Below are 19,933 nucleotides of genomic sequence, written 5' to 3' on the forward strand. Positions count from 1 at the left end.
GAGGGTCGGCCAGGCGCTCGACCATCTCCCGGCCGAAATGCCTGGCAACAAACGTGGCCGCCGGCTCATCGTTCTTGCTGGCTTGCGGGCGAAAGAACCACTCCTTCGCCATGCGCAGCTTGGCGCCGAACGAAAAGAGCGACGAGGAGAGCACGGGCGCGACGCGCGTTGGCACCATGAACTGCAGGCCGTCAGGAATGGGCAGCAGGCGATTGCGAACCACGATATAGGTTCGCCGCTCGGCGTCATTCGAGCCCAGGAGCTGGTCGCCCAATCCGAGTTCGCGACAAAGCTCCGCTGCCCAAGGTTTTTCGGTGAGGAAAGCGTCCGGCCCGGCCTCGATCAGGCACCCCTCGGCGGTTCGCTCGGTGCGGATCACGCCACCCAGGCGAGGCGCACGCTCGTAGAGGACGTATTCCAGCGCCTGTCCATCCCGCCGCCGCAGTTCCAGCTCGAAGGCGGCGCTCAGTCCAGCGATCCCGCCGCCGACAATCGCAGTGCGTTTCCGGCTTCGGCTTTCGTCGCCCATGCCTACTGGATGCCGGAGATCTGCACGATGTTCGGCCGCGTTTCTTCCCCCGGCGTCAGGCGCGAGCGCACCACGTCTGCCAGGGCGGCGATGAAGGTGGGTGAATCATTCAGAGACTCGGCGCGCCACAGCCGCATGCCGTGCTTCTGGGCGAATTCGCGGAAGCCGATATCGATGTCGTAGAGCACCTCGACGTGGTCGCAGACAAACCCGATGGGCTGGAGGAATACGCCGGTGTGTCGCTTATCTTTCAGCGCCCGAATGGTCTCTTCGACTGTGGGACCGAGCCAGGGCCCGCCCGACATCCCCTGGCTCTGAAAAGCGAACGCCCAGTCGTCCATGGTCAGCGAGGGAACCTGCATGGCCACCATGGCCGCGGTCTCGCGCGCCTGCTGGGCATAGGGATCGCCTTCGGCAATGGTGCGCTCGGGCACACTGTGCGCCGTGAAGATAACGGGCACCGTGGCGCCGCCCTCCGCGCAGGCGTGCTTCCACCCGGCTTCAAGTTTTTCGGCGAAGGCGCGAATCAATAGAGGATGGTCGTGCCAACTTTCCACAAAGTCGAGTTCCATTCGGCCCGCCGCTGCCTCTTCGGCGGCACGGCGGTACAGCCCGACGCTGGTGCGCGAATTCTGCGGCGCCAGGCAGATTCCAACCGCGCGCGTCACGCCGGCGTCTGTCATCTGACCCACGGCGTGCGTGATGAACGGCTTCCAGTTGCGCATACCGACGTACACAGCCATCTTGAGCACTTCGGAGAGCGCCCTTCCCTGCTGCAGCGTGATGGCCGTCAGGGGCGAGCGGCCGATAGCCGCATAGCGGTGCTGGATCTCCTCCATCACCGCCTGCGGCAACGGGCGGCCACCCGTAACCGAGCGCAAGAATTCGGGGACATCGGCCGGGGAATCGGGGCTGCCGTGGGCGAGAAGCAGGACGGCGGTGGAGGGCGTGGCGCTCATTCCATCCTCGTAGGCGCAGCCGTCTCACGGGCAGAGTACTCGTGCACGCACTCCACCAGCGCGCGCACGTTTTCCACCGGCGTGCCCGGCAGGATGCCGTGGCCAAGGTTGAAGATGTGGCCCGGGCGGCCGCCGGCACGGCGCAGCACGTCGTGAGCGCGTTCGCGCACTTCATTCCATTCGGCAAACAGCGCCGTTGGGTCGAGATTCCCCTGGATGCCGCCGCGCAAGCCTAGCGCGCTCCAGGCGTCATCCAGCGGAATGCGCCAGTCCACCCCAATGACGTCCGCGCCTGTCTCCTGCATGGCGGTGAGCAGCGTAGAGGTCTCGGTGCCGAAGTAGATCACGGGGACGCCGGCAGATTGTGCATGGCGGACGAGCGCTGTCGTATGTGGCAACGCGTAGCGACGATAGTCATCCGGCGCCAGGCACCCCACCCAACTGTCGAAGATCTGCAGTACGTCGGCGCCCGCGCGCGCCTGCTCCACCAGATACTCGCCCAACACCGTGGCCAGCTTGCGCATCAACTCGTCCCAGACGGCGGGCTGGCGGTACATGAGCTTCTTGGTCTCCACGTAGTTGCGTGAGCCGCCGCCCTCGATCATGTAGCTGGCCAGCGTGAAGGGGGCGCCCGCAAATCCGATCACCGGCAGGCGCGCGCCGAAATGCGCCACCACGCGCCGGATGGACTCCGCTACGTAGCCGAGGTCGGCCGTGCGGTCGGTGCGCAGCGTCGCAACGTCCGCCGCTTCACGGATAGGCCGCTCCACTACGGGACCTTCGCCCGCTTCGAAATGAAACGGCATGCCCATGGGTTCGAGCGGCAGCAGCAGGTCGGCGAAGATGATGGCGGCGTCCACGCTCAGTTTCTCCGCCGCGGTAATGGTGACCTCGGCGGCCAGCGCCGGCGTCTTGCAGATCTCCACCAGCGAGTGCCGCTTGCGCACCGCCCGGTACTCGGCCATGTAGCGTCCGGCCTGGCGCATGAGCCAGACGGGCGTGGCGTCCACGGGAAGGGCCCGGCAAGTCCGGACGAAGCGGGAATCGAGCGCGGACATGTCCTATGAATGTAACACTGGCGCGGCCCTGCTCGGGCTTGCACTCGGCTACGGCTGAGCAGGCTGCGAACGGATCATGGTGAGCAGCATCTTCAAGCGCGTGATGGCAGCGAGGGCATGGGGCCGATGAGCCGGCATCAGCACTGCGTCCCCCGCCTGGGCCCGTAGGAGTTTGCCGTCGATGGTGATTTCCACTTCGCCTTCGAGCACCTGCACCAGAGCGTCAAACGGCGCGGTGTGCTCGCTCAGGCCCTGGGTTTCGTCGAAAGCGAACAGCGTCACCGTGCCGGTTTCGCGGCTGAGAATCGTCCGGCTGACCACGGACCCTGGCTGGTAGCGCAGCAAGCCGGCCAGCGCCACCGCCTCCGCGGCGGGCAGCTCGCTCTTTCCAGCACGACGCGGCGGTTCCCCTTGCAGACTCTCCTCCCTGAAGATGCGGGAAGGTCATCGCAAACCTTCCTGCGGAGTCATTCTAATTCACGCGAGCGGCAGCGTCTGGAAGCGGCGAGGTTGCATCCAGGCGGCCCCATTTACAATCGATATTCCGCGACGTCTGCTACGCATGACGCACGAACGCATCTCACTCGCCACCTACTGGCGCCTGGCGCGCGACAACGCCAACTTCCGCCGCCTGTGGCTGGCGCAGATCATCAGCGAGATGGGCGACTGGTTTTACACACTGGCCGTCTACAGCCTGCTGCTGCAATTCACCGGACGCGCGGAGTCCGTGGCCCTGGCCCTGCTCCTGCAGGTATTGCCGCAGGCTCTGTTCGGGCCGACCTCCGGAGTAGTGAACGACCGCCTGCCGCGCCGCCACGTGATGATCGCCTCCGACCTGGTGCGCGCGGCGGTGGTGCTGGTGATGCTGCTGGTTCGCAGCCGCGAGATGGTGGCGTTCATTTACCCGCTGCTGGCGCTGGAGAGCGTGATGGCGGCCATGTTCGAGCCCGCGCGCACCGCCGTCATTCCCAATATCGTGCGGCGGCCGGAGATCATCGTCGCCAACACGCTTTCCGCGACCACATGGTCCTTCAATCTTGCCATGGGCTCCACCCTCGGCGGACTGGTCGCGGCCGCGCTCGGACGCGACTCTGTCTTCGTCCTGAATGCCGCTTCGTTCCTGGTTTCCGCCTGGCTGATCCAGCGCATGCGGTTCGCTGAACCGCACAGCGAAGGCCATCCGCCGTTTCGCCCGCGCGACCTGGTGGACTTCACGCCCATCGCTGAGGGAATCCGCTACGTGCGCGGTGACGCCCGCCTGGCGGCGAGCCTCTTTGTGAAATCCGGACTGGGCATCGTGGGAGCCAGTTGGGTGCTCTTTCCGGTGATGGGACGCCGCATATTCCCGCTGCATGGCTACGGCCTCGATCTGGAACGAGGCGCCATGCTGTCCATGAGTTTGCTGCTGGGGGCGCGCGGCGTGGGAGCGCTGATCGGGCCGCTGGTGGCGGCGCCCTGGGCGCAACAGGAGCAGCGCCGGCTGCGGCTGGGAATTCTCCTGGGCCTCGCCGTGGCGGGCGTGGGCTACGGGCTGCTGGGCCGCGCCCCGAACCTGGCGCTGGCCTGCGCTTCCGTGGCGCTGGGACACGTCGGGGCCAGCGTGGTCTGGGTGTTCTCCACCACGCTGCTGCAATTGAACGTCGAGGACCGTTTTCGCGGCCGGGTCTTCGCCGCGGAACTGGGCTTCGCCTTCCTCGCCATCGGCACAGGCGCATGGCTGGCGGGCCAGTTCATTGATCGCGGCGTCGCGCTGCCGCATATTGCGATGGCTATCGGCGTCGTCGCCTGGGCGGCCGCTGGCTTCTGGGCGGTGGCTCAACGGGCGTGGAAGGAACCCGCGGCCGCGGTCGACGGTGAACCTGCAGCGGTGCCTCCGGAAGGGCCACCGTTGGTATGACCTTCGTTCCTCGCGTCCGTCCAATCTGGAGCGTTTCCAAGTAGACTGGCTCCTTGCCTGATCATTCCCAACGGGACGGTGAATATGCGCCTGCGTAGCATGCTGCCACTGGTGGTGGCCTTTTGCCTTGTGGCCGTGGCCCAGACATCACAGAAGGGCATTGAGGTCGGCGATCTCGATACCAAGGTCGAACCCTGCACCGATTTCTACGAGTATTCGAACGGTGCTTGGCGCGCTGCCAACCCCATCCCCCCTTCCATGGTGCGGTGGAGTCGTCGTTGGCAGGCAGGCGAACTTGCCAAGGACCACCTACGCACCATCCTCGATGAGGTCTCCGCCAAGACCGACTGGCCTGCGGGAAGCACAGAGCAGCTCATCGGAGATTTCTATGCCTCCTGCATGGATGAGGCACGCATCAACCAGCTCGGAATCACATCGATCCAGCCCCTTCTCGCCGACGTCGATGCAATCCGCGACCGTGCTGGTGTGGAACGGATGATCGGCCGCCTGCACGACTTGAACATCAACGTGCCCTTCGGCCTCTACGCCTCTTCAGACAATCACAACCCCGCATGGGTGCTGGCGGATATCTATGCCAGCGGCATCGGCCTGCCCGACCGGGACTATTACCTTAAGACCGAGGACCGCTTCAAAGATGCGCGCGAGAAGTACGTCGCCCACATCGCCGCCATGTTCAAGCTGGCGGGCTACGAGCCGGCAGCAGCTCAGGCTGCTGCGGCGGTTGTTATGACAATGGAAACCGGCCTGGCCACAGCCTCGCTCGACAACGTCGCGCTGCGCGACCCTCAGCAGACCGACCATAAGACCCCGTTCCCGGATCTGGAGAAGCTGGCCCCCAGCTTTCAATGGAGGTCGTACTTCGATGCTGCCAGGCTGCCCCGCGCCGACCTCAACGTGCAAGAGCCGAAGTTCCTCCAGGAAGTGGACCGCCAGCTCCGCGAGGTGTCGCTATCGGAGTGGAAAACCTATTTGAGATGGCACGTGCTGCGGGCGGCAGCGTCATCGCTTTCGACTCCATTTGTCGAAGAGTCCTTCAACTTCAACCAGCGCTATCTCCGAGGCGCCAGGGAGATGAAGCCGCGCTGGAAGCGCTGCGCTGAGGAGACCGACCAACTCCTGGGTGAGGCCTTGGGTCGCAAGTACGTTGAGAAGTATTTTCCGCCGGAAGCCAAGGCGCGCATGCAGGACTTGGTGAAGAACCTGCTTCTGGCGATGGGAGACGTCATTCGCGGGCTGCCCTGGATGGGACCAGAAACCAGGCAGAAGGCGTTGGAGAAACTTTCCACCTTCAATCCCAAAATAGGATATCCCGACAAGTGGAAGGACTACAGCCAGGTGAGGATTCAGCGCGGTTCTTTCTGGTCGAATATCATGGCCGGGGAGCGCTTCAACGTAGAGGACGATCGCTCCACGATCGGCAAGCCCGCAGACCGCGGCCGCTGGAGCATGACTCCGCCGACCTCGAACGCCTACTACAATCCGCTGCTCAACGAAATCGTCTTTCCCGCCGGCATCCTGCAGCCGCCCGCCTTCAGCATGCAGGCTAGCGACGCCGTCAACTACGGCGCCATCGGAGTGGTCATCGGGCACGAGGTCAGCCACGGTTTCGATGACCAGGGTGCCCAGTTCGACGCCCAGGGGCGCCTCAACAACTGGTGGACCGAGGACGACTTGAAGAAATTTCAGGCGCGTGGACAGTGCGTGGTGGACCAGTTCCAGGGCTACTCCATCGAGCCCGGAATCCACCACAACGGCAAGCTGGTTTTGGGCGAGAGTATTGGCGATCTGGCCGGCGCCAAGATTGCCTACTTGGCCTTCAAGAAATCGCAGGAGGGCAAGGCGCCAGCTCCCATCATCGACGGCTTCACCCCCGAGCAGCAGTTCTTCATCGCCTGGGGACAGTTTCGTGGAGACGCCTTGCGACCGGAGACGCAACGCCTCATGGTGCAGTCTGATCCGCACCCCACTGGCAAGTACCGCGTCATTGGGCCATTGTCGAACATGCCGCAGTTCTACGAAGCCTTCAGCTGCAAGCCGGATTCAGCCATGGTGCGCCCGCCGGAGCAGCGCTGTGAAGTGTGGTAGAAACGCGGACGAATCAGAACGGCTGGAAGGCCGGCGAGCCCCAGCGTTGCTGGGAAAGCAGGTGGATCAAGGGATAGCCGTAGGCCACCGCCAGCAGCACCACCGCGACCACGGTCCACATTCCGAAACGGTCCCACAGGGTTAGGGCAGTCGCCGGGCGCAAGGACACTGCGAACTCAAAGGCAGGAGGCGAAATCTTCTTTCCTGCAACCCAGGTTGCCAGCACTACGGTTACGAAGGCCAGGGCGCTGAGGAAGAGTATGGTGCCGCCGGCAGCCGCCACCTTCGTCAGTCCGTGCCACGCTTCTCCGTATTCTCCGGTGAGCGAGGCGCTGTAAACCCGGCGCGGCAGGCCGCGCAGTCCCGCAAGGTGGTAACTGGTGCTGAACAGCGCCATCCCGAGGAACCACAAATACGGCTGGACTCGCGCCAAGCCCCGGAAGCGCAGCTCGCGCCCCAGCATGCGCGGCAGCAGCCAGTAGGTGGCTCCCATAAAAGAAAGGGCCACGGTAGTGCCGAGCGTGACGTGGAAGTGGCCCTGGATCCACGCCGTGTTGTGCACCATGGTGTTCATGGCGTAGGCCGCGTTGATGGCGCCGCCAAAACCGCCGAAGGTGAAGGCGATCATGGCCAGCGCAATGCACGCAAAGAAGGGATCGGACCAGGGCAACCGGCCGATCCAGTCGAACAGTCCTTTGGCCCCCTTCATCCGGCCTGCCACTTCGAGCGAAGCGATCACCGTGAAGGCGGTCACCAGGCTCGGGTAGAGGACGCCGTAGGTCAGCACTGTGTGCGCCAGCTTCCAGCCGGAACTGATTCCCGGATCCGAAAACTGGTGGTGGAACCCCACCGGGGTCGACAACACCACGAAAAGGATGAACACCATGCGCGCCAGCCGGTCGCTGAACAGGCGCCCTCCGGCCACCTGCGGCAGCACGGTGTACCACAGCACGTAGGCGGGTAGCAGCCAGAAATAGACCAGGGGGTGCCCAAACCACCAGAACAGCGTGCGCGCCACCAGCGGATCGACCTTGTCCACCATTCCCAGCGACCACGGAATCAGCATCCCCAGCACTTCGGCAGCCAGTCCCGCGGTCGCCAGGTACCACACGATGACGGCCGCCAGCATGCCGTGGATCGAGAGCGGGACGGGAACGCCCGGGTGCTCGCGCCGCCAGGAGCGGTAGCTGGCGATCATCACGCCGCCCCAGATCCACGAACCCACCACCAGCAGCGTGGCCCCGATGTAAAAGAGCGGATGGGCCTGCATCGGCGGATAGAACGTGTAGAGCACGGTGCTCTGCCCGCGCAGGATGGTGACCGCCGCCATGACCGATCCCACCGCGGCCAGAGCAAACGCGATCCAGGCGCCCAGCCGGCCGGTGATTCGCCCCAGGCATTCCTGCGCCAGCACGTATCCCAGCCCCATGATGAAGAAGGTGGTGAACACCAACGCCATCAGCACACCGTGAGCGGTGAGGGAGACATAGTAGAGAGACTCACTGCGACGGGGAAACTCGACGTCGGCCACCGAGAGTGCTTGCAGCACCCCCATCGCGGAGGCCACCGCGAAGGCCGCGATGGCGACCCCGATATGCGTGCTGGCCAGGGTGTGACGTCCGGTCATGGCGTCCCTACTTGACAATCAACTTGCCCACCATCCCGTGGTGCAGGATGCCGCAGTATTCGTGGCAGGCAATGACGTACTCGCCGGGCTTGGTGAAGGTGACGGTGAACTGGCTGACGTAACCAGGAATGGCCATGGCGTTGGCGTTCGTTCCCACGATCTCAAACCCGTGCACCACGTCGCTGCTGGTCACTCGGAACGTCACCGGACGATTGGCAGGAACCTCGATCGGGTCGGGGGTAAAGGCGTACGTTTCTGCCACCACCGAAACCACCAGGCTGCCATCCGGACGCGTGACCACCGCGGGATTGGCGAACTCGGGATAGTGGATCAGGGCCGTCGGGTCCATGGTTTCCAGGTGACTGGGCGGCTGGACGGCCTGCAACCCTGCCGTCAGGAAGATGGCGCCCAGGAACATCACGATCAGGCCTGCCGCGGCCCACATCCAGATTCGCTCGTAGAGTTCGACGTTCATGCGCTCATCCTGCTCCATCTTAGGGGTGAGGACTACCCCGCCCCAGGAACAGGAACAAATACATGCCCAGCCAGCCCAGCCCGAACAGCAACCCAAACATGATTACGATAGCCAGCGTGCCGCGAGGGTGCTCGAACCCCTCCGGGAGGTCGTCGCTCCTGCCCTGCTGCGTTGATTGCTCTGCCTCAGGCATCGGCTCCTTCCACTCTTCCTTTTTTCGAGAGGCCCACAGCCCCTGGGTGCCATTCTCTTATACCCAATGCAGTGCGGAGCCGCCAGCGGGAAACGACGTAGGTGCCGGTTGAGTGGTGAGCTACCACGCCCCAGGGGAAAACTGGGGCAATGTTCTCCTCGAGCGCGATTCCGGTCTACTCGCCCACGACTGTGACTAGAATCGTGCGCTCCCGGCCGCGCCCGTCGCATTCGAGATGGAAGATCTGTTGCCAGGTGCCCAGCACCGGTTTGCCATCGGCGATGGGTACCGTCAGGGACGGTCCGAGCAGGGTGGCCTGCAGGTGCGAGTGCGCGTTGCCGTCGTGCCATGCCTGCTCGTGGCCGTAGTTGCGGCTGGCCGGGATCAACCGGTCCAGCACGGCCGGCAAGTCCTCTTGCAGGCCCGGTTCGAACTCGATCGTGCCCACGGCGGCCGTGCTGCCCACGTTGAACACGTTCACGGTCCCGGTCTGAATCGCGGAGTCGGCTATGGCCTTCCTCACCTGCGCGGTGAGGTCGTGCATGTCTCCGTGTCCCTGCGTTCGAATCGATATCTGTTGCTGATAGGTCATGGCCTCTCCATTACCGGCAGGGACCAGACTAGCGCACAACACGTAGCCCTCGGGTCAAGCCTTCACTGAGTCACACTCTTCGCCTTTCAGGAGCCGGAGGCTGGGCTGGACGCGGGGGCTGCCTGATTGCGCAGCGAAGTTCCACAGTTGGGACAATAGACGTCATTTGCGCCGACCACGCGCCGGCACTGCGGACAGCTCGGGCTCAGTTTGTGGCTGCAACGCGGGCAGAAATGAAAGTCGGCCGGCACGACATTGCCGCATTGCGGGCATACGCGCCGCAGTGGTTGCCGCAGTATGAAGTAAAGGATGATGCCCAAGGCGTTGGGAACCAGAACCGCCACAAGTGTCCAAAGGACCGGGCTCATGCCACGCCGCTTCGAGTCGCGATTTATGTAGCCGATGAACAACAGATAAAAGCCCGCCACCACGCCCAGCGCAAGCCCGAGCAAAGGCCGCGCCCATGCCGGCGGCGCGTTCGGCTGCCGAGCCACCACGACATTGAAAAAGTACTGGGCGATGAAAAATACGATCAGCGCCAGCGACCATGCCCACCACGGAACAATCGTGATCTCTGATGTCAGTCCGGTTCGAGTCTCGCTTTTTGCTTGCATAAACTTGTCCAGTCCTCTCACTGCCATTGCCGCCACCGTTCACCGCTATTCGTCCCATAAGTGTCGCGGGCCAGCAGTAAGAAACTCGCGACCAGTGCGGGCGCGATGAAGAAGACCATGAAGCCCGCTTGCCAAACCACGGTCGAGACTCCCGCCCATTCGCCCACCCAGGCAAAGAGTCGCCACAGAAGGGGAACGGTCAGCGTCCCGGAAAGCCCCACGCCCATGCACACCATCGCGACCAGCCACATTCGTTCCCGCGTCTCCCGCAGCCGACTGGCGTGGAAGTGCACCCGCACCTGCGTGGCTCGCACCAGGCGGGAATCAGCGGCCAGGGGCAGCGAGCGCAAAGTACGAACCACGCCGTCGACTGCCTCCGCGTAATGACGGCATGCTTCGCACTCCTCGAGGTGGGCCCGCAGCCAGGCCTGCTGCCCATCCAGGAGATCTTCACCCAGGGCAATCAGCTCCCGTGCTTCATCGTGTTCGTTCCGCATCATGCCTCCGTCCCCTTCAGGCGCGACAACAGCATGTTCAGCGCGCGATACAGTCGCGACTTCACCGTGCCGAGTGGCGCCCCGGTGATCGTGGCAATCTCTTCCAACGCTAATTCTTCCTGAAAGCGCAACACCACGGCCTCGCGGTACTCCGCGGGGATGCTGACCAATGCCGCGCTGATGCGCTCACTCTGCTGGAGCTGCGCCACCCGTTCCCATGCCGAAGGACGCGTATCCGCCGGTTCGAAGGCTGCGTGCCCCCCGTCCTCCACTAGCCCATCCAGGCTGATCGGGCTTTTCTTCCTCAAATAATCGATCGTCAGATTTCTCGCCACCGCATAGAGCCAGGTGCTGAATTCGCGCTTGCCGTCGTACTGATGCCCGCGTTCCAGCACCCGAATCCACGTCTCCTGAAAGAGATCCTCCGCGAGCTCACGACTTCCTGACAGGCAGACCAAATAGCGAAGGAGCCGATGCTGATACTGCTCGATCAGACGGTCCAGTAAGTCCGGATCACGCCGACGCAGACCACGAGCGATTGCGCTGGCCTCGGATTCCATCGCATTCACGAAGCAATAAGTTACGGCATTCATGCTGCCCAGATATACGGGCGAGGAACGGGAAAAGATGCAGCGAAGCCTCGTTATTCCTGGGAACGGGCCTGGCAGTCCGCAGCCGCCAATCTTCGCCCTATGGTCGTCTATAATGCGCGGCACGCATGGCGCTCTCTTCCGGCACTAAGCTCGGTCCATACGAAATCGTCGACACCCTTGGCGCGGGTGGGATGGGCGAGGTGTATCGCGCCCGCGATACCCGCCTGGACCGCACCGTCGCGGTGAAGGTCCTGCCCTCGCATCTCTCCGCGGATCCGGAGCGCAAGCAGCGCTTCGAGCGCGAAGCCAGGGCCATCTCTTCCCTCCAGCATCCGCACATCTGCACCTTGCATGACGTAGGTTCGCAGGACGGCGTGGACTTCCTGGTGATGGAGCACCTGGAGGGGGAAACGCTGGCCGAGCGGCTGAAGAAGGGGGCGCTGCCGACGGAGCAGGTCTTGAAGATCGGCATGGAAGTAGCGGATGCGCTGGACAAGGCCCACCGGCAGGGCGTGGTGCATCGCGACCTGAAGCCGGGGAACATCATGCTGACCAAGTCGGGCTCGAAGCTCCTGGACTTCGGGCTGGCGAAGCCGGCGGGAACCACCCTGGCCTCGGGGACACTGGCCCAGGCCCTGACCGCGCCCAGCCCGGTGAGTCCGCTGAGCCCGACCACTCCACTGACGCAGCAAGGGACCATCGTGGGCACGTTCCAGTACATGTCCCCGGAGCAGGTGGAGGGGAAGGAAGCGGACGCGCGCACGGATATCTTCGCCTTGGGAGCAGTGCTGTACGAGATGGCGACGGGAAAGCGGGCGTTCGAGGGCAAGAGCCAGCTTTCGGTGGCGAGCGCGATTCTGGAGCGGGATCCGGAGCCGATTTCGCGGGTGCAGCCGCTGGCGCCGGCGGCACTGGAGCACGTCGTCAAGACCTGCCTGGCGAAAGATCCAGAAGACAGGTGGCAGAGCGCCGCCGATGTACGGCGACAACTGAAGTGGATATCCGAGGGCGGCTCCCAGGTCGGCGTCCCCGTGCCCGAGGCGCACGCACGGCGAATGAAGTTCCGCTTGGGCTGGGCGATCGCCGCAGTGGCGTCGTTGGCGGCCGTGGGCTTCGCCAGCGCCTACTTCCTGCTCGCCTCGCGGCCGGCACAGATCATTCACTCCCAGCTCCCAGCACCCGAGAAGGCCATCTTCGACTTCACCGGCGACCTTGGCGGGCCTCCCGTGCTCTCGCCCGATGGGAAACGCATCGTTTTCGCCGCGCACACTGCCGAGAGCCCCAAGGCGCTGTGGGTGCGCCAACTGGACAGCGACACAGCCCAGCACCTCGACGGGACCGACGGCGCCTACTTCCCTTTCTGGTCGGCGGACAGCCGCTTTGTCGGCTTTTTTGCCGACGGCAAGCTGAAGAAGATCCCCGCCGGCGGCGGACCTGTCACCACGCTGGCCGACGCCCCTAATGCCCGCGGCGGCGCTTGGGGAAAGGACGACGTCATCGTCTACACCCCCGACTTTCGCGAGGTTCTCTACAAGATCAGCGCTGCCGGCGGGCTTCCCGTGAAAGTCACTGAGATCGACTCCGTCAAGCACACCACCCACCGCTGGCCCTTCTTCCTGCCCGACGGGAAGCACTTCATCTACCTGGCCACCAACCACTCCGGGAGCTCGCGGGAGGCCAATGGCATCTACTTCGGCTCGCTCGACGGCAAGGGGTCGAAGCAGTTGGTGGCCACCGAGGGTGCAGGACAGTACGCCTCGGGCTATCTGCTGTTCCAGTCACAGGCTACGCTGGTGGCCCAGCCTTTCAATCCTTCAAGCGGCGTGCTATCCGGCGAGCCCATGCCGGTGGCGGAGCGGGTGCAATACGACTCCGGCATCTGGCGCAGCCTGTTTACCGTCTCCGAAAATGGCCTGCTGGCCTACCAGGGCGGCAGCGCGCGACTCGGCACGGAGCTGGTGTGGTTCGACCGTACCGGCAAGCAGGTGGGCCGGGTAGCCGAGCGTGAGCGCTACGCCGACCCCCGCCTCTCGCCCGACGGGAAACGGCTGGCCGTGACCGTGGGAGATCCGCTCGCCAACATCTGGGTCTTCGACCTGGTGCGCGGAACCAAGACCCGGCTCACTTTTGACAACGCCACCCACAACTATCCCTCCTGGTCGCCCGACGGCTCGCGCATCGCCTTCGCTTCCTTCGTCGGGCCGTTCGCCGGCGCCGGACTCGGCAGCTCCCTGCACACCAAGGCCTCGAACGGCACTGGCCAGGACGAGCTGCTGCTGGCCAGCGAGCAGGGTTTCGGTTCCAGCTATCCCGAGTTCTCGCCGGATGGGCGCTACCTGGTCTATCAACGCGCCTCCGGGCCCACCGGAAGCTCGGTCTGGGCGGTGCCGGTGAGCGGCGAAAAAAAGCCCTTTCCCGTTGCCCAACCCCAGTCGCCACAAAACGCCGTGTTCGACCAGCGCATCTCTCCCGATGGCCGCTGGCTGGCCTACACCTCCAACGACTCCGGAGCCGACGAGATCTATGTGACGCCCTTCCCCGCCGGCGGCGGGCGCTGGCAAATCACCACCAACGGCGGGGACAGAGTCGCCTGGCGGGGCGATGGGAAGGAGCTGTACTACTGGGGCAACGACCAGATGTTGACCGCGGTCGAGGTCAACCCGCAGGGCTCGGAGTTCCAGGTGGGCGCCACCAAGCCACTCTTCCGCCTGAGTGCGCCCGCCGTGGGCATGCCCTACGACGTCAGCTCCGACGGCCAGCGCTTCCTGGTGAACTATCTGCATGAAGACTCCTCCACTCCCCTCACCCTGGTGGTGAACTGGACTACGGCATTGAAGAAATAGTCCGGTAGCCGCCGGCCAGGTTGCGCCAATCGTTCTTGACTTGCAGTTTCCAAACGCGGTAACGTTCGCGCCCTCAACTCGCCAGTTAAACTCATCCATGCGCTCGCTCCTGAAAGGACGTGAACGTCAGCAGCGCCTCGTACCCGATTGAATGGCAAAACCGGCTGGAAAATCGTCCTTTCTGCGCGAAGCCTGGCGCGAACTGAGCCGCAAGTGGGAGCGGCGCAAATTGCGGGCCACCATGGCCCAGCAGGATCGCGCGCGCAACCTGGCACTCGCCTCCCTGGGTCAGAAGGCATGGGAAGCCGGCGTCGGCCTGGACGACTTCACCGAGCTCAGCGGGCAGCTCAAGGGCCTGGAAGCGCGCGCCGGTGAACTGGCTTCCACCACCGAGAGGCTCACCGGCGAGAAGGCGAAACTCGAGCAGGCGCAGCGCGCCGAAGTCACCCGCTTGGATGCTCGGCGAAAAGCTCTCGAGGAGGTGAAGGCGCCTGTCGATGCCTCCCTGCGCGCCGCGAAGGAGAAGCAGACCGCGTACGACGGTGACGCCCGCCGCATGGAGTCGCGTCTGACGGCGATTGCCGGGGAGTTGGCCGCGCTCGAGAGAGAAGCGGCAATGCCGGCCACTCCCGGCAAGGCTTCTCCCGCCGACCTCGGCGACAAGCGGCAGCAGTTGCTTTCCGAGCAGACCCAGCTTTCCGCCGCGTTACCGCAGACCCGGCAGGCCCACCAGGCCCTCACCCCCGAGGTCGAGCGCCTGACCCAGGAGAGCCGGCGCCTGGCAGGTGAGATCGCCAAAGTCGAAGCCGAGGGCAAAACAGCGCTCGGGCAGCTCGAGGCGTCGCTCGAACGCGTGCGCTCGGAGCTCTCCGCCACCAGCCGGCAGTCCACCGCCACGGGCGAACAGCGCCACGGGCGCTTCGTTCAATTGGGCCAGGGCATCTACAACCAGCGCAGACACGAGCCCACGCTCGCCGCGGCGGTGCAGGCCGTCGAGAAAGCCGAGCGTGAACTGGCGGCCTCGGCCGATGTATTACAGGCTTCGACGGCTTTGACCCACGCCATGCCGCGGGGAACCATGGCCAAGTTCTATCTGACCCTCACGGGTGTGCCGGTGTTGCTGCTCGGTATGGGTTTGGGCGGAATGTACTTGTACGAATCCATGCGTCCGCAAGAGATCGTCGAACCGCCCGAGCCCCCCAATCCCTACCTCACCCATCCGCTGAACCACCACTCTGCGTACGCCCTCGCCGACCAACTGGCGCGCGCCAAGTCTGAGCAGGAAGTCGCTGACCTGATCCGCCAGGCCCTCAAGCAGATCCACGTGGGCATCTACACCGCGGACGGCCGCCAGGTCCAGGCCGGCGCCGAGCGCAGCGAGAAAGACATCTATCTCTACGATTTCCAGGTCCGCATCCTCGCGCGTGCCTATTTCCTGCGCAACGGCATGACCATGGCCGTCCACACCCGCATGCTGGGCAAGGCGCTGCTCGAACTCGACGAGCCTTCTCAACTCGAGCCCGTCCTCAACGCCGCGCTGGTGCAGCGTTTCCGCGAAGCCGAGCAGAACCCCAACGACCCCATGAGCTACATCGTCTTCGTGCTCGACGGCCTCGCCCGCCAGAAGCTCGAGCCCTACTCCATCTCCGAGACCCACCGCTTCGAGCGCGTCGAGGTAGATCCCATCCAGTCGTTCCTCATCATGCTCGAGTTTTTCACCCGTCCGCCGTCGCCTGCCGCGGCCTCCGGCCTCGGCTGGCTGCCTTCGCTGGTGCCCGCCGCGCACGCGGCCAGTTGCGACTGGATCAAGGGAGACGACGGAAAGGGCTACTGGGGACGCGGCCTCGACCTGGTCAGCGAAATCGGCTCGACCGTGCGCTGGGTCGGCAAGGAAGCCGTCTCTATCTTCGGCCATGTGACGGGTGTCTTTGGGGCCATCGGCGATCTGCTCATCCTCTATGGCATGAACATTCAGCTCGTCCCCGACCCAGAGGTCATCCACCTGATGCACGCCGGCAACGAGGAGGGCGCCATCCGAGCCCTGGTGACGTTCGACTCCCAAGGCGTGCCACAGACCATCCTGGAATGTGGCTGGATCCTCGGCAAGCAGATGCCCGTGGACGGCCCTCTCAAGGACGTCGAACTTAAGTGGGATTTCTATCCCAACCTGCAGGGCGAACTGACCATGCATCCACGCATGTGGGCGGGAGGAGATCGCAGCAAGATGCTCCTGACCGGAACCGGCGGCGGCTTGCGCACCACTACCGATAAAGACGGCAAGTCGACATTCTTCATCCAGCCGAGCCCATGTCCCGACAAGGAGGGATCTCGCCCGCGGAAACCCTGGGTGGCCAAGGTCACCGCTCGCTTTGTCACCAAGAGCATTCCCTCGCCCACCGCTTGGGGACCGGGGCTTATCCTCAAGCTCGGCCCGGGCGCGCTCGAATACCTCATGAACGGACGCACGGCGCGCACCAGATTCAAGGCCGAGTGGCACAAGAAGAAACCCGACGAACCGCAATACTGAGCAGGCGGTCCACTCGCGGGGGACGAGTTGAAGTCGCCGGTGAAATGCGCATTGGCCGTGACCGCGGCGATTCTCGCCGCCGCCGTCGGCTGGCTGGGCTGGCAGGCGCGCGGTCTTCCCGCCACCGCCGACATCCGCGCGCGCCTCTTCGAGCGGCCGCCTGCGGGGCAGCGAACTTGGCTGCCGCTCTGGGCCATTTCTCCCCGATTGCAGACCGCAGTCGTGCTGTGGGAAGACCCCGCGTTCTTCCATCACTCCGGACTTAGCTATCGCGAGATCGTCCGCGCCGCTCTGATCGACCTCCGCTCCGCCAGCTACCAGCGGGGCGCCAGCACCATCACCCAGCAAGTGGCCAGGAATCTCTTTCTCAGCTCCGAAAAGACCCTCAGTCGCAAGCTCCGCGAAGCCATCCTCGCCCGCCGCATTGAGCGGGCATTGTCGAAAGAGGATATCCTCACCGTCTACCTGAACATCGCCCAATGGGGCGAGGACATCGTCGGCGCGGAAGCGGCGTCCCGCCGCTACTTCAGCAAGCCAGCTTCCGACCTCACCTGGGCGGAAGCGGCGCTGCTGGCCGGCATCCTCCCTAACCCCCGCCAATGGAATCCCTGCGCGAACCCGGAGCAGGCGCTCCGCCAGCGCCACACCGTCCTCACCAAGTTGTTGGCGAGCGGAGACCTCACTCCGCAGGAATTCAGGATTGCTGACGCGGCGCCGCTGTCGGCGGCCTGCAGTTCATCAGGCAACCCGCGTCGCTAACGATCTTGGGCGGCGCGAAGGTCAGGCGAATTTTCACACCCATGTCCGCCCTTCGTGAAGGCCGGATTCGAAATCAGCCTTGGGAGAAGACAGGCCATTTTGGCGGCGATCCGGCCTCAGCCCGGATCCTCAGCAGTCCGCTTTCGGCCGGAAAGCTGCGAAAGTCCCGCCAATTCGCGAGTCTTGGACGCAGGGTTGGGGAGAGAATCGAAACTGCAGACTCGCTGGCGGAGGACCGAGTCTCGAGCGAACCCTTCTCCGCTGTTGAACCAATCAGCTTCTCGCAGGCGAGTTCTTATGCCCTAATAGGAGACACCCAGCATGGGGCACATTGCCAACGCGATGTTGAACATTGGTGCGCCAGACGACTCCAGAGGCATCCGTTGGGGCACACCGCGCGCCCGGTGGGTGATTGGGGCAACAGTGGGTGCGTCCGGCCTGGCAATGCTCGACGCCACAGCGGTCAACGTCGCGCTCCCCGCGATCGGCAGCGGCCTGGGCACTGGAGTCGCCGGCCTGCAATGGACGGTCAATGCGTACACGCTCTCCCTGGCTTCGATGATTCTGCTTGCCGGCTCTTTGGGCGACCGGTACGGCCGGAGGCGCATCTTTCAGATCGGCGTGGGCTGGTTTGCTCTGGCGTCGCTGCTGTGCGCTGCTGCCCCAACGACGGGCACTCTGATTGCCGCACGAGCTCTGCAAGGCGTTGGCGGCGCGCTACTGACGCCGGGCAGCCTCGCCATTCTTCAGACGTCGTTCGCGCCCGGAGACCGCGGCCGCGCCATCGGGGCGTGGTCGGGCCTAGGCGGAATAGCTGCGGCCGTCGGTCCCCTCTTGGGCGGCTGGCTGGTCGGTGTGGCTTCCTGGCGTGCGATTTTCTGGACTAACCTGCCGGTTGCCGCCTTGGTGCTATGGATCACTAAGCGCCACGTCCCGGAGAGCCGCGCCGGAGAATCGCACGCGGAGCACACCCGCTTCGACTTGGTCGGTGCCGCACTGGGTGCCCTCGGACTGGGTGCGTTCACATGGGCTTTGATAGCTGCCGGCGACAGGGGCGCTTCGCCGGTCGTCATCGCCGCGGGCGGGGTGGGAGTGCTGGCGTTGGTTGCGTTCCTCTTGGTAGAACGTAGTGCACGAACGCCCTTGGTTCCGCTTGACCTCTTTGCCTCGCGACAATTCGCGGGCGTTAACTTGGTCACCTTCGTCATCTACGGCGGCATGGCCGGGCTCTTCTTTCTGCTCGTGGTTTACTTACAAAAGGTCGCCGGGTACCCCCCGCTGCGGGCTGGGACGGCGCTGACTCCTGTCACGCTGTTGATGCTCCTTTTGTCCTCGCGTGCCGGCGAACTCGCTGAGCGGATCGGTCCCCGTCGGCCAATGACCATTGGGCCTCTGGTGATGGCTGCGGGAATGTTGTTGCTCGCCCACATTGGGCAAGAACCTTCCTACACCACCGACGTGCTACCCGGTACTGTTCTCTTCGGGCTGGGTTTGTCCGCAACGGTTGCACCACTTACGGCGACGGCGCTGGCGTCCGCCGGTGCGGAACGCTCTGGAGTTGCATCCGGTGTGAATAACGCCGTAGCCCGAACTGCCGCCCTGCTCGCGGTTGCAGTTTTGCCCGTCGTCGCAGGGTTAACCGGCGATGCCTTCAGCCATGCCGATCGGTTCGCCGTCGGCTTTCGTGTCGCGATGCGCATCTCGGCCGCCTTGGTGTCCGCAGGAGGCGTGCTGGCGTGGTTGACCATTCGCGACGAGGGGGCTCCCGGCAAGTCTGCGTGTGACCGGGAAAGAGTGGCTTGCCGAACATTCTGCGCAGTCGATGGCCCTCCAATTGAGCCCCGCGCCGATCTTCTGGTAGGCAGACGGCATCCAGCCGGGCCGGTCCGCTCGCCCGGAACGCCTAGAGAGCACGAATGATGCGCAGGCATTGGGTCACACGAACACAGCAGCCAGGACCAGGAAGCCGCACGACTCGAGATAGCTCCCGGAGTGCCCATGAACAATCCGGTCGGCGCCTATGCTGCTGCTTACCTTGGGGCGGCAGAAATTTGGAGGAGACTACTGCCGCCTCATCAGCACCTTTTCCCGCATACTCCCGTCATCCCCTCGGACCGGACGATCTCCTTCTCGACATATACATATCGGGTGCCGGCGTTGCTCACGCCCTCTTTGCAACCGTATCCGCGCGAATCGGCAGCCTCCAGTTTGGGCGGACGAAATGGCAGGTGTAACCGCCGGGATATCGTTCGAGGTAGTCCTGATGCTCGGGTTCGGCCTCCCAGAAGTCACTTGCTGGAACAACTTCCGTAACAACCTTTCCTGGCCACAGGCCGGAAGCATCGACGTCAGCAATCGTGTCTTCCGCAATCCGTCTCTGCTCCTCGCTGGTGTAGAAGATCGCCGACCGATAGCTGGTCCCGACGTCGTTGCCTTGGCGATTGCGCGTGCTGGGATCGTGAATTTGGAAGAAGAACTCGAGGATCTGGCGATAGCTGATGCTCGCTGGATCAAAGATAATCTCGACTGCTTCGGCGTGTGAGCCGTGATTGCGGTAGGTAGCGTGGGGCACGTTGCCGCCCGTGTAGCCGACCCGCGTCGACAGAACGCCTTCGTATCGGCGGAAAAGGTCCTGCACACCCCAGAAGCAGCCACCCGCAAGAA

At 64.3% G+C, this 19,933-nt stretch carries 18 protein-coding genes; 6 read left to right on the top strand and 12 right to left on the bottom strand.

Features of this window, described 5'->3' with window-relative positions; genetic code table 11:
* From hemG to VLE48_02855, 4 genes are all read right to left on the bottom strand, one after another.
* Positions 1 to 529, bottom strand: a 529-nt coding sequence (gene hemG / locus VLE48_02840; GenBank protein ID HSA91921.1) for a protoporphyrinogen oxidase, incomplete at its 3' end; no start/stop codon positions are given.
* 2 nt (positions 530 to 531) lie between these two features.
* Complete coding sequence (gene hemH, locus VLE48_02845) at positions 532 to 1,488, bottom strand: ferrochelatase (protein HSA91922.1); 957 nt, start codon at positions 1,486 to 1,488, stop codon at positions 532 to 534.
* Entirely contained in the window at positions 1,485 to 2,546 is a 1,062-nt protein-coding gene (gene hemE, locus VLE48_02850; protein ID HSA91923.1) for a uroporphyrinogen decarboxylase, read from the bottom strand. Before hemE ends, hemH begins: the two co-directional genes overlap by 4 nt.
* 48 nt (positions 2,547 to 2,594) lie before the next feature.
* A complete protein-coding gene (locus tag VLE48_02855) occupies positions 2,595 to 2,906 on the bottom strand; it encodes a cupin domain-containing protein (protein HSA91924.1) in 312 nt (103 codons plus the stop codon).
* A gap of 202 nt (positions 2,907 to 3,108) precedes the next feature.
* Between VLE48_02855 and VLE48_02860 the strand changes: the two genes are divergently transcribed.
* Positions 3,109 to 4,443 (top strand): MFS transporter, encoded by a 1,335-nt coding sequence (locus VLE48_02860; GenBank protein HSA91925.1) that lies wholly within the window; start codon positions 3,109 to 3,111, stop codon positions 4,441 to 4,443.
* Positions 4,444 to 4,527: 84 nt separating this feature from the next.
* The gene (locus VLE48_02865) at positions 4,528 to 6,549 is read left to right on the top strand and encodes a M13 family metallopeptidase (GenBank protein HSA91926.1); all 2,022 of its coding nucleotides are present in this window, start codon (positions 4,528 to 4,530) and stop codon (positions 6,547 to 6,549) included.
* A gap of 13 nt (positions 6,550 to 6,562) precedes the next feature.
* On the opposite strand, the gene VLE48_02870 is transcribed toward VLE48_02865, so the two are convergent.
* From VLE48_02870 to VLE48_02900, 7 genes are all read right to left on the bottom strand, one after another.
* Positions 6,563 to 8,176: a cbb3-type cytochrome c oxidase subunit I gene (locus tag VLE48_02870; GenBank protein HSA91927.1), complete on the bottom strand. Its 1,614-nt coding sequence runs from the start codon at positions 8,174 to 8,176 to the stop codon at positions 6,563 to 6,565.
* 7 nt (positions 8,177 to 8,183) lie between these two features.
* Positions 8,184 to 8,651 carry a cytochrome c oxidase subunit II gene (locus VLE48_02875; protein HSA91928.1) on the bottom strand — a complete coding sequence of 156 codons (468 nt, stop codon included), beginning with the start codon at positions 8,649 to 8,651 and terminating at the stop codon, positions 8,184 to 8,186.
* Between the two features lie 19 nt (positions 8,652 to 8,670).
* Positions 8,671 to 8,844 carry a hypothetical protein gene (locus tag VLE48_02880; GenBank protein ID HSA91929.1) on the bottom strand — a complete coding sequence of 58 codons (174 nt, stop codon included), beginning with the start codon at positions 8,842 to 8,844 and terminating at the stop codon, positions 8,671 to 8,673.
* A 175-nt stretch (positions 8,845 to 9,019) separates the two neighbouring features.
* Positions 9,020 to 9,436, bottom strand: coding sequence for a secondary thiamine-phosphate synthase enzyme YjbQ (locus VLE48_02885; protein ID HSA91930.1), 417 nt, complete (start codon positions 9,434 to 9,436; stop codon positions 9,020 to 9,022).
* An 86-nt stretch (positions 9,437 to 9,522) separates the two neighbouring features.
* The gene (locus VLE48_02890) at positions 9,523 to 10,077 is read right to left on the bottom strand and encodes a zinc ribbon domain-containing protein (GenBank protein ID HSA91931.1); all 555 of its coding nucleotides are present in this window, start codon (positions 10,075 to 10,077) and stop codon (positions 9,523 to 9,525) included.
* Positions 10,068 to 10,550: a hypothetical protein gene (locus VLE48_02895; GenBank protein HSA91932.1), complete on the bottom strand. Its 483-nt coding sequence runs from the start codon at positions 10,548 to 10,550 to the stop codon at positions 10,068 to 10,070. The genes VLE48_02890 and VLE48_02895 overlap by 10 nt, the downstream gene beginning before the upstream one ends.
* A complete protein-coding gene (locus VLE48_02900) occupies positions 10,547 to 11,140 on the bottom strand; it encodes a sigma-70 family RNA polymerase sigma factor (GenBank protein HSA91933.1) in 594 nt (197 codons plus the stop codon). The genes VLE48_02895 and VLE48_02900 overlap by 4 nt, the downstream gene beginning before the upstream one ends.
* A gap of 125 nt (positions 11,141 to 11,265) precedes the next feature.
* Here VLE48_02900 and VLE48_02905 point away from each other — a divergent pair, with 125 nt between their 5' ends.
* The 4 genes from VLE48_02905 to VLE48_02920 all read left to right on the top strand — a co-directional run bounded on the left by VLE48_02905 (position 11,266) and on the right by VLE48_02920 (position 19,189).
* Positions 11,266 to 13,983, top strand: a complete 2,718-nt coding sequence (locus tag VLE48_02905; protein ID HSA91934.1) for a protein kinase — start codon at positions 11,266 to 11,268, stop codon at positions 13,981 to 13,983.
* A gap of 151 nt (positions 13,984 to 14,134) precedes the next feature.
* Positions 14,135 to 16,510, top strand: coding sequence for a hypothetical protein (locus VLE48_02910; protein ID HSA91935.1), 2,376 nt, complete (start codon positions 14,135 to 14,137; stop codon positions 16,508 to 16,510).
* A 39-nt stretch (positions 16,511 to 16,549) separates the two neighbouring features.
* On the top strand, positions 16,550 to 17,269 hold the full coding sequence (locus VLE48_02915) for a biosynthetic peptidoglycan transglycosylase (GenBank protein ID HSA91936.1): 720 nt from the start codon (positions 16,550 to 16,552) through the stop codon (positions 17,267 to 17,269).
* Between the two features lie 321 nt (positions 17,270 to 17,590).
* The gene (locus VLE48_02920; GenBank protein HSA91937.1) at positions 17,591 to 19,189 is read left to right on the top strand and encodes an MFS transporter; all 1,599 of its coding nucleotides are present in this window, start codon (positions 17,591 to 17,593) and stop codon (positions 19,187 to 19,189) included.
* Positions 19,190 to 19,430: 241 nt separating this feature from the next.
* Here VLE48_02920 and msrA read toward each other — a convergent pair.
* The coding region (gene msrA / locus VLE48_02925; protein ID HSA91938.1) for a peptide-methionine (S)-S-oxide reductase MsrA at positions 19,431 to 19,933 on the bottom strand (503 nt) is incomplete at its 5' end.

Source organism: Terriglobales bacterium, assembly GCA_035454605.1.
GTDB lineage: Bacteria > Acidobacteriota > Terriglobia > Terriglobales > Acidobacteriaceae > DATMAB01.

What these genes read in the sequence shown, in the direction of transcription:
- hemH (HSA91922.1), bottom strand. Translation starts at nt 1,488, where the DNA reads ATGAGCGCCACGCCCTCCACCGCCGTCCTGCTTCTCGCCCACGGCAGC.
- hemE (HSA91923.1), bottom strand. Translation starts at nt 2,546, where the DNA reads ATGTCCGCGCTCGATTCCCGCTTCGTCCGGACTTGCCGGGCCCTTCCC.
- VLE48_02860 (HSA91925.1), top strand. Translation starts at nt 3,109, where the DNA reads ATGACGCACGAACGCATCTCACTCGCCACCTACTGGCGCCTGGCGCGC.
- VLE48_02865 (HSA91926.1), top strand. Translation starts at nt 4,528, where the DNA reads ATGCGCCTGCGTAGCATGCTGCCACTGGTGGTGGCCTTTTGCCTTGTG.
- VLE48_02870 (HSA91927.1), bottom strand. Translation starts at nt 8,176, where the DNA reads ATGACCGGACGTCACACCCTGGCCAGCACGCATATCGGGGTCGCCATC.
- VLE48_02875 (HSA91928.1), bottom strand. Translation starts at nt 8,651, where the DNA reads ATGAACGTCGAACTCTACGAGCGAATCTGGATGTGGGCCGCGGCAGGC.
- VLE48_02880 (HSA91929.1), bottom strand. Translation starts at nt 8,844, where the DNA reads ATGCCTGAGGCAGAGCAATCAACGCAGCAGGGCAGGAGCGACGACCTC.
- VLE48_02885 (HSA91930.1), bottom strand. Translation starts at nt 9,436, where the DNA reads ATGACCTATCAGCAACAGATATCGATTCGAACGCAGGGACACGGAGAC.
- VLE48_02890 (HSA91931.1), bottom strand. Translation starts at nt 10,077, where the DNA reads ATGGCAGTGAGAGGACTGGACAAGTTTATGCAAGCAAAAAGCGAGACT.
- VLE48_02895 (HSA91932.1), bottom strand. Translation starts at nt 10,550, where the DNA reads ATGATGCGGAACGAACACGATGAAGCACGGGAGCTGATTGCCCTGGGT.
- VLE48_02900 (HSA91933.1), bottom strand. Translation starts at nt 11,140, where the DNA reads ATGAATGCCGTAACTTATTGCTTCGTGAATGCGATGGAATCCGAGGCC.
- VLE48_02905 (HSA91934.1), top strand. Translation starts at nt 11,266, where the DNA reads ATGGCGCTCTCTTCCGGCACTAAGCTCGGTCCATACGAAATCGTCGAC.
- VLE48_02910 (HSA91935.1), top strand. Translation starts at nt 14,135, where the DNA reads ATGGCAAAACCGGCTGGAAAATCGTCCTTTCTGCGCGAAGCCTGGCGC.
- VLE48_02920 (HSA91937.1), top strand. Translation starts at nt 17,591, where the DNA reads ATGGGGCACATTGCCAACGCGATGTTGAACATTGGTGCGCCAGACGAC.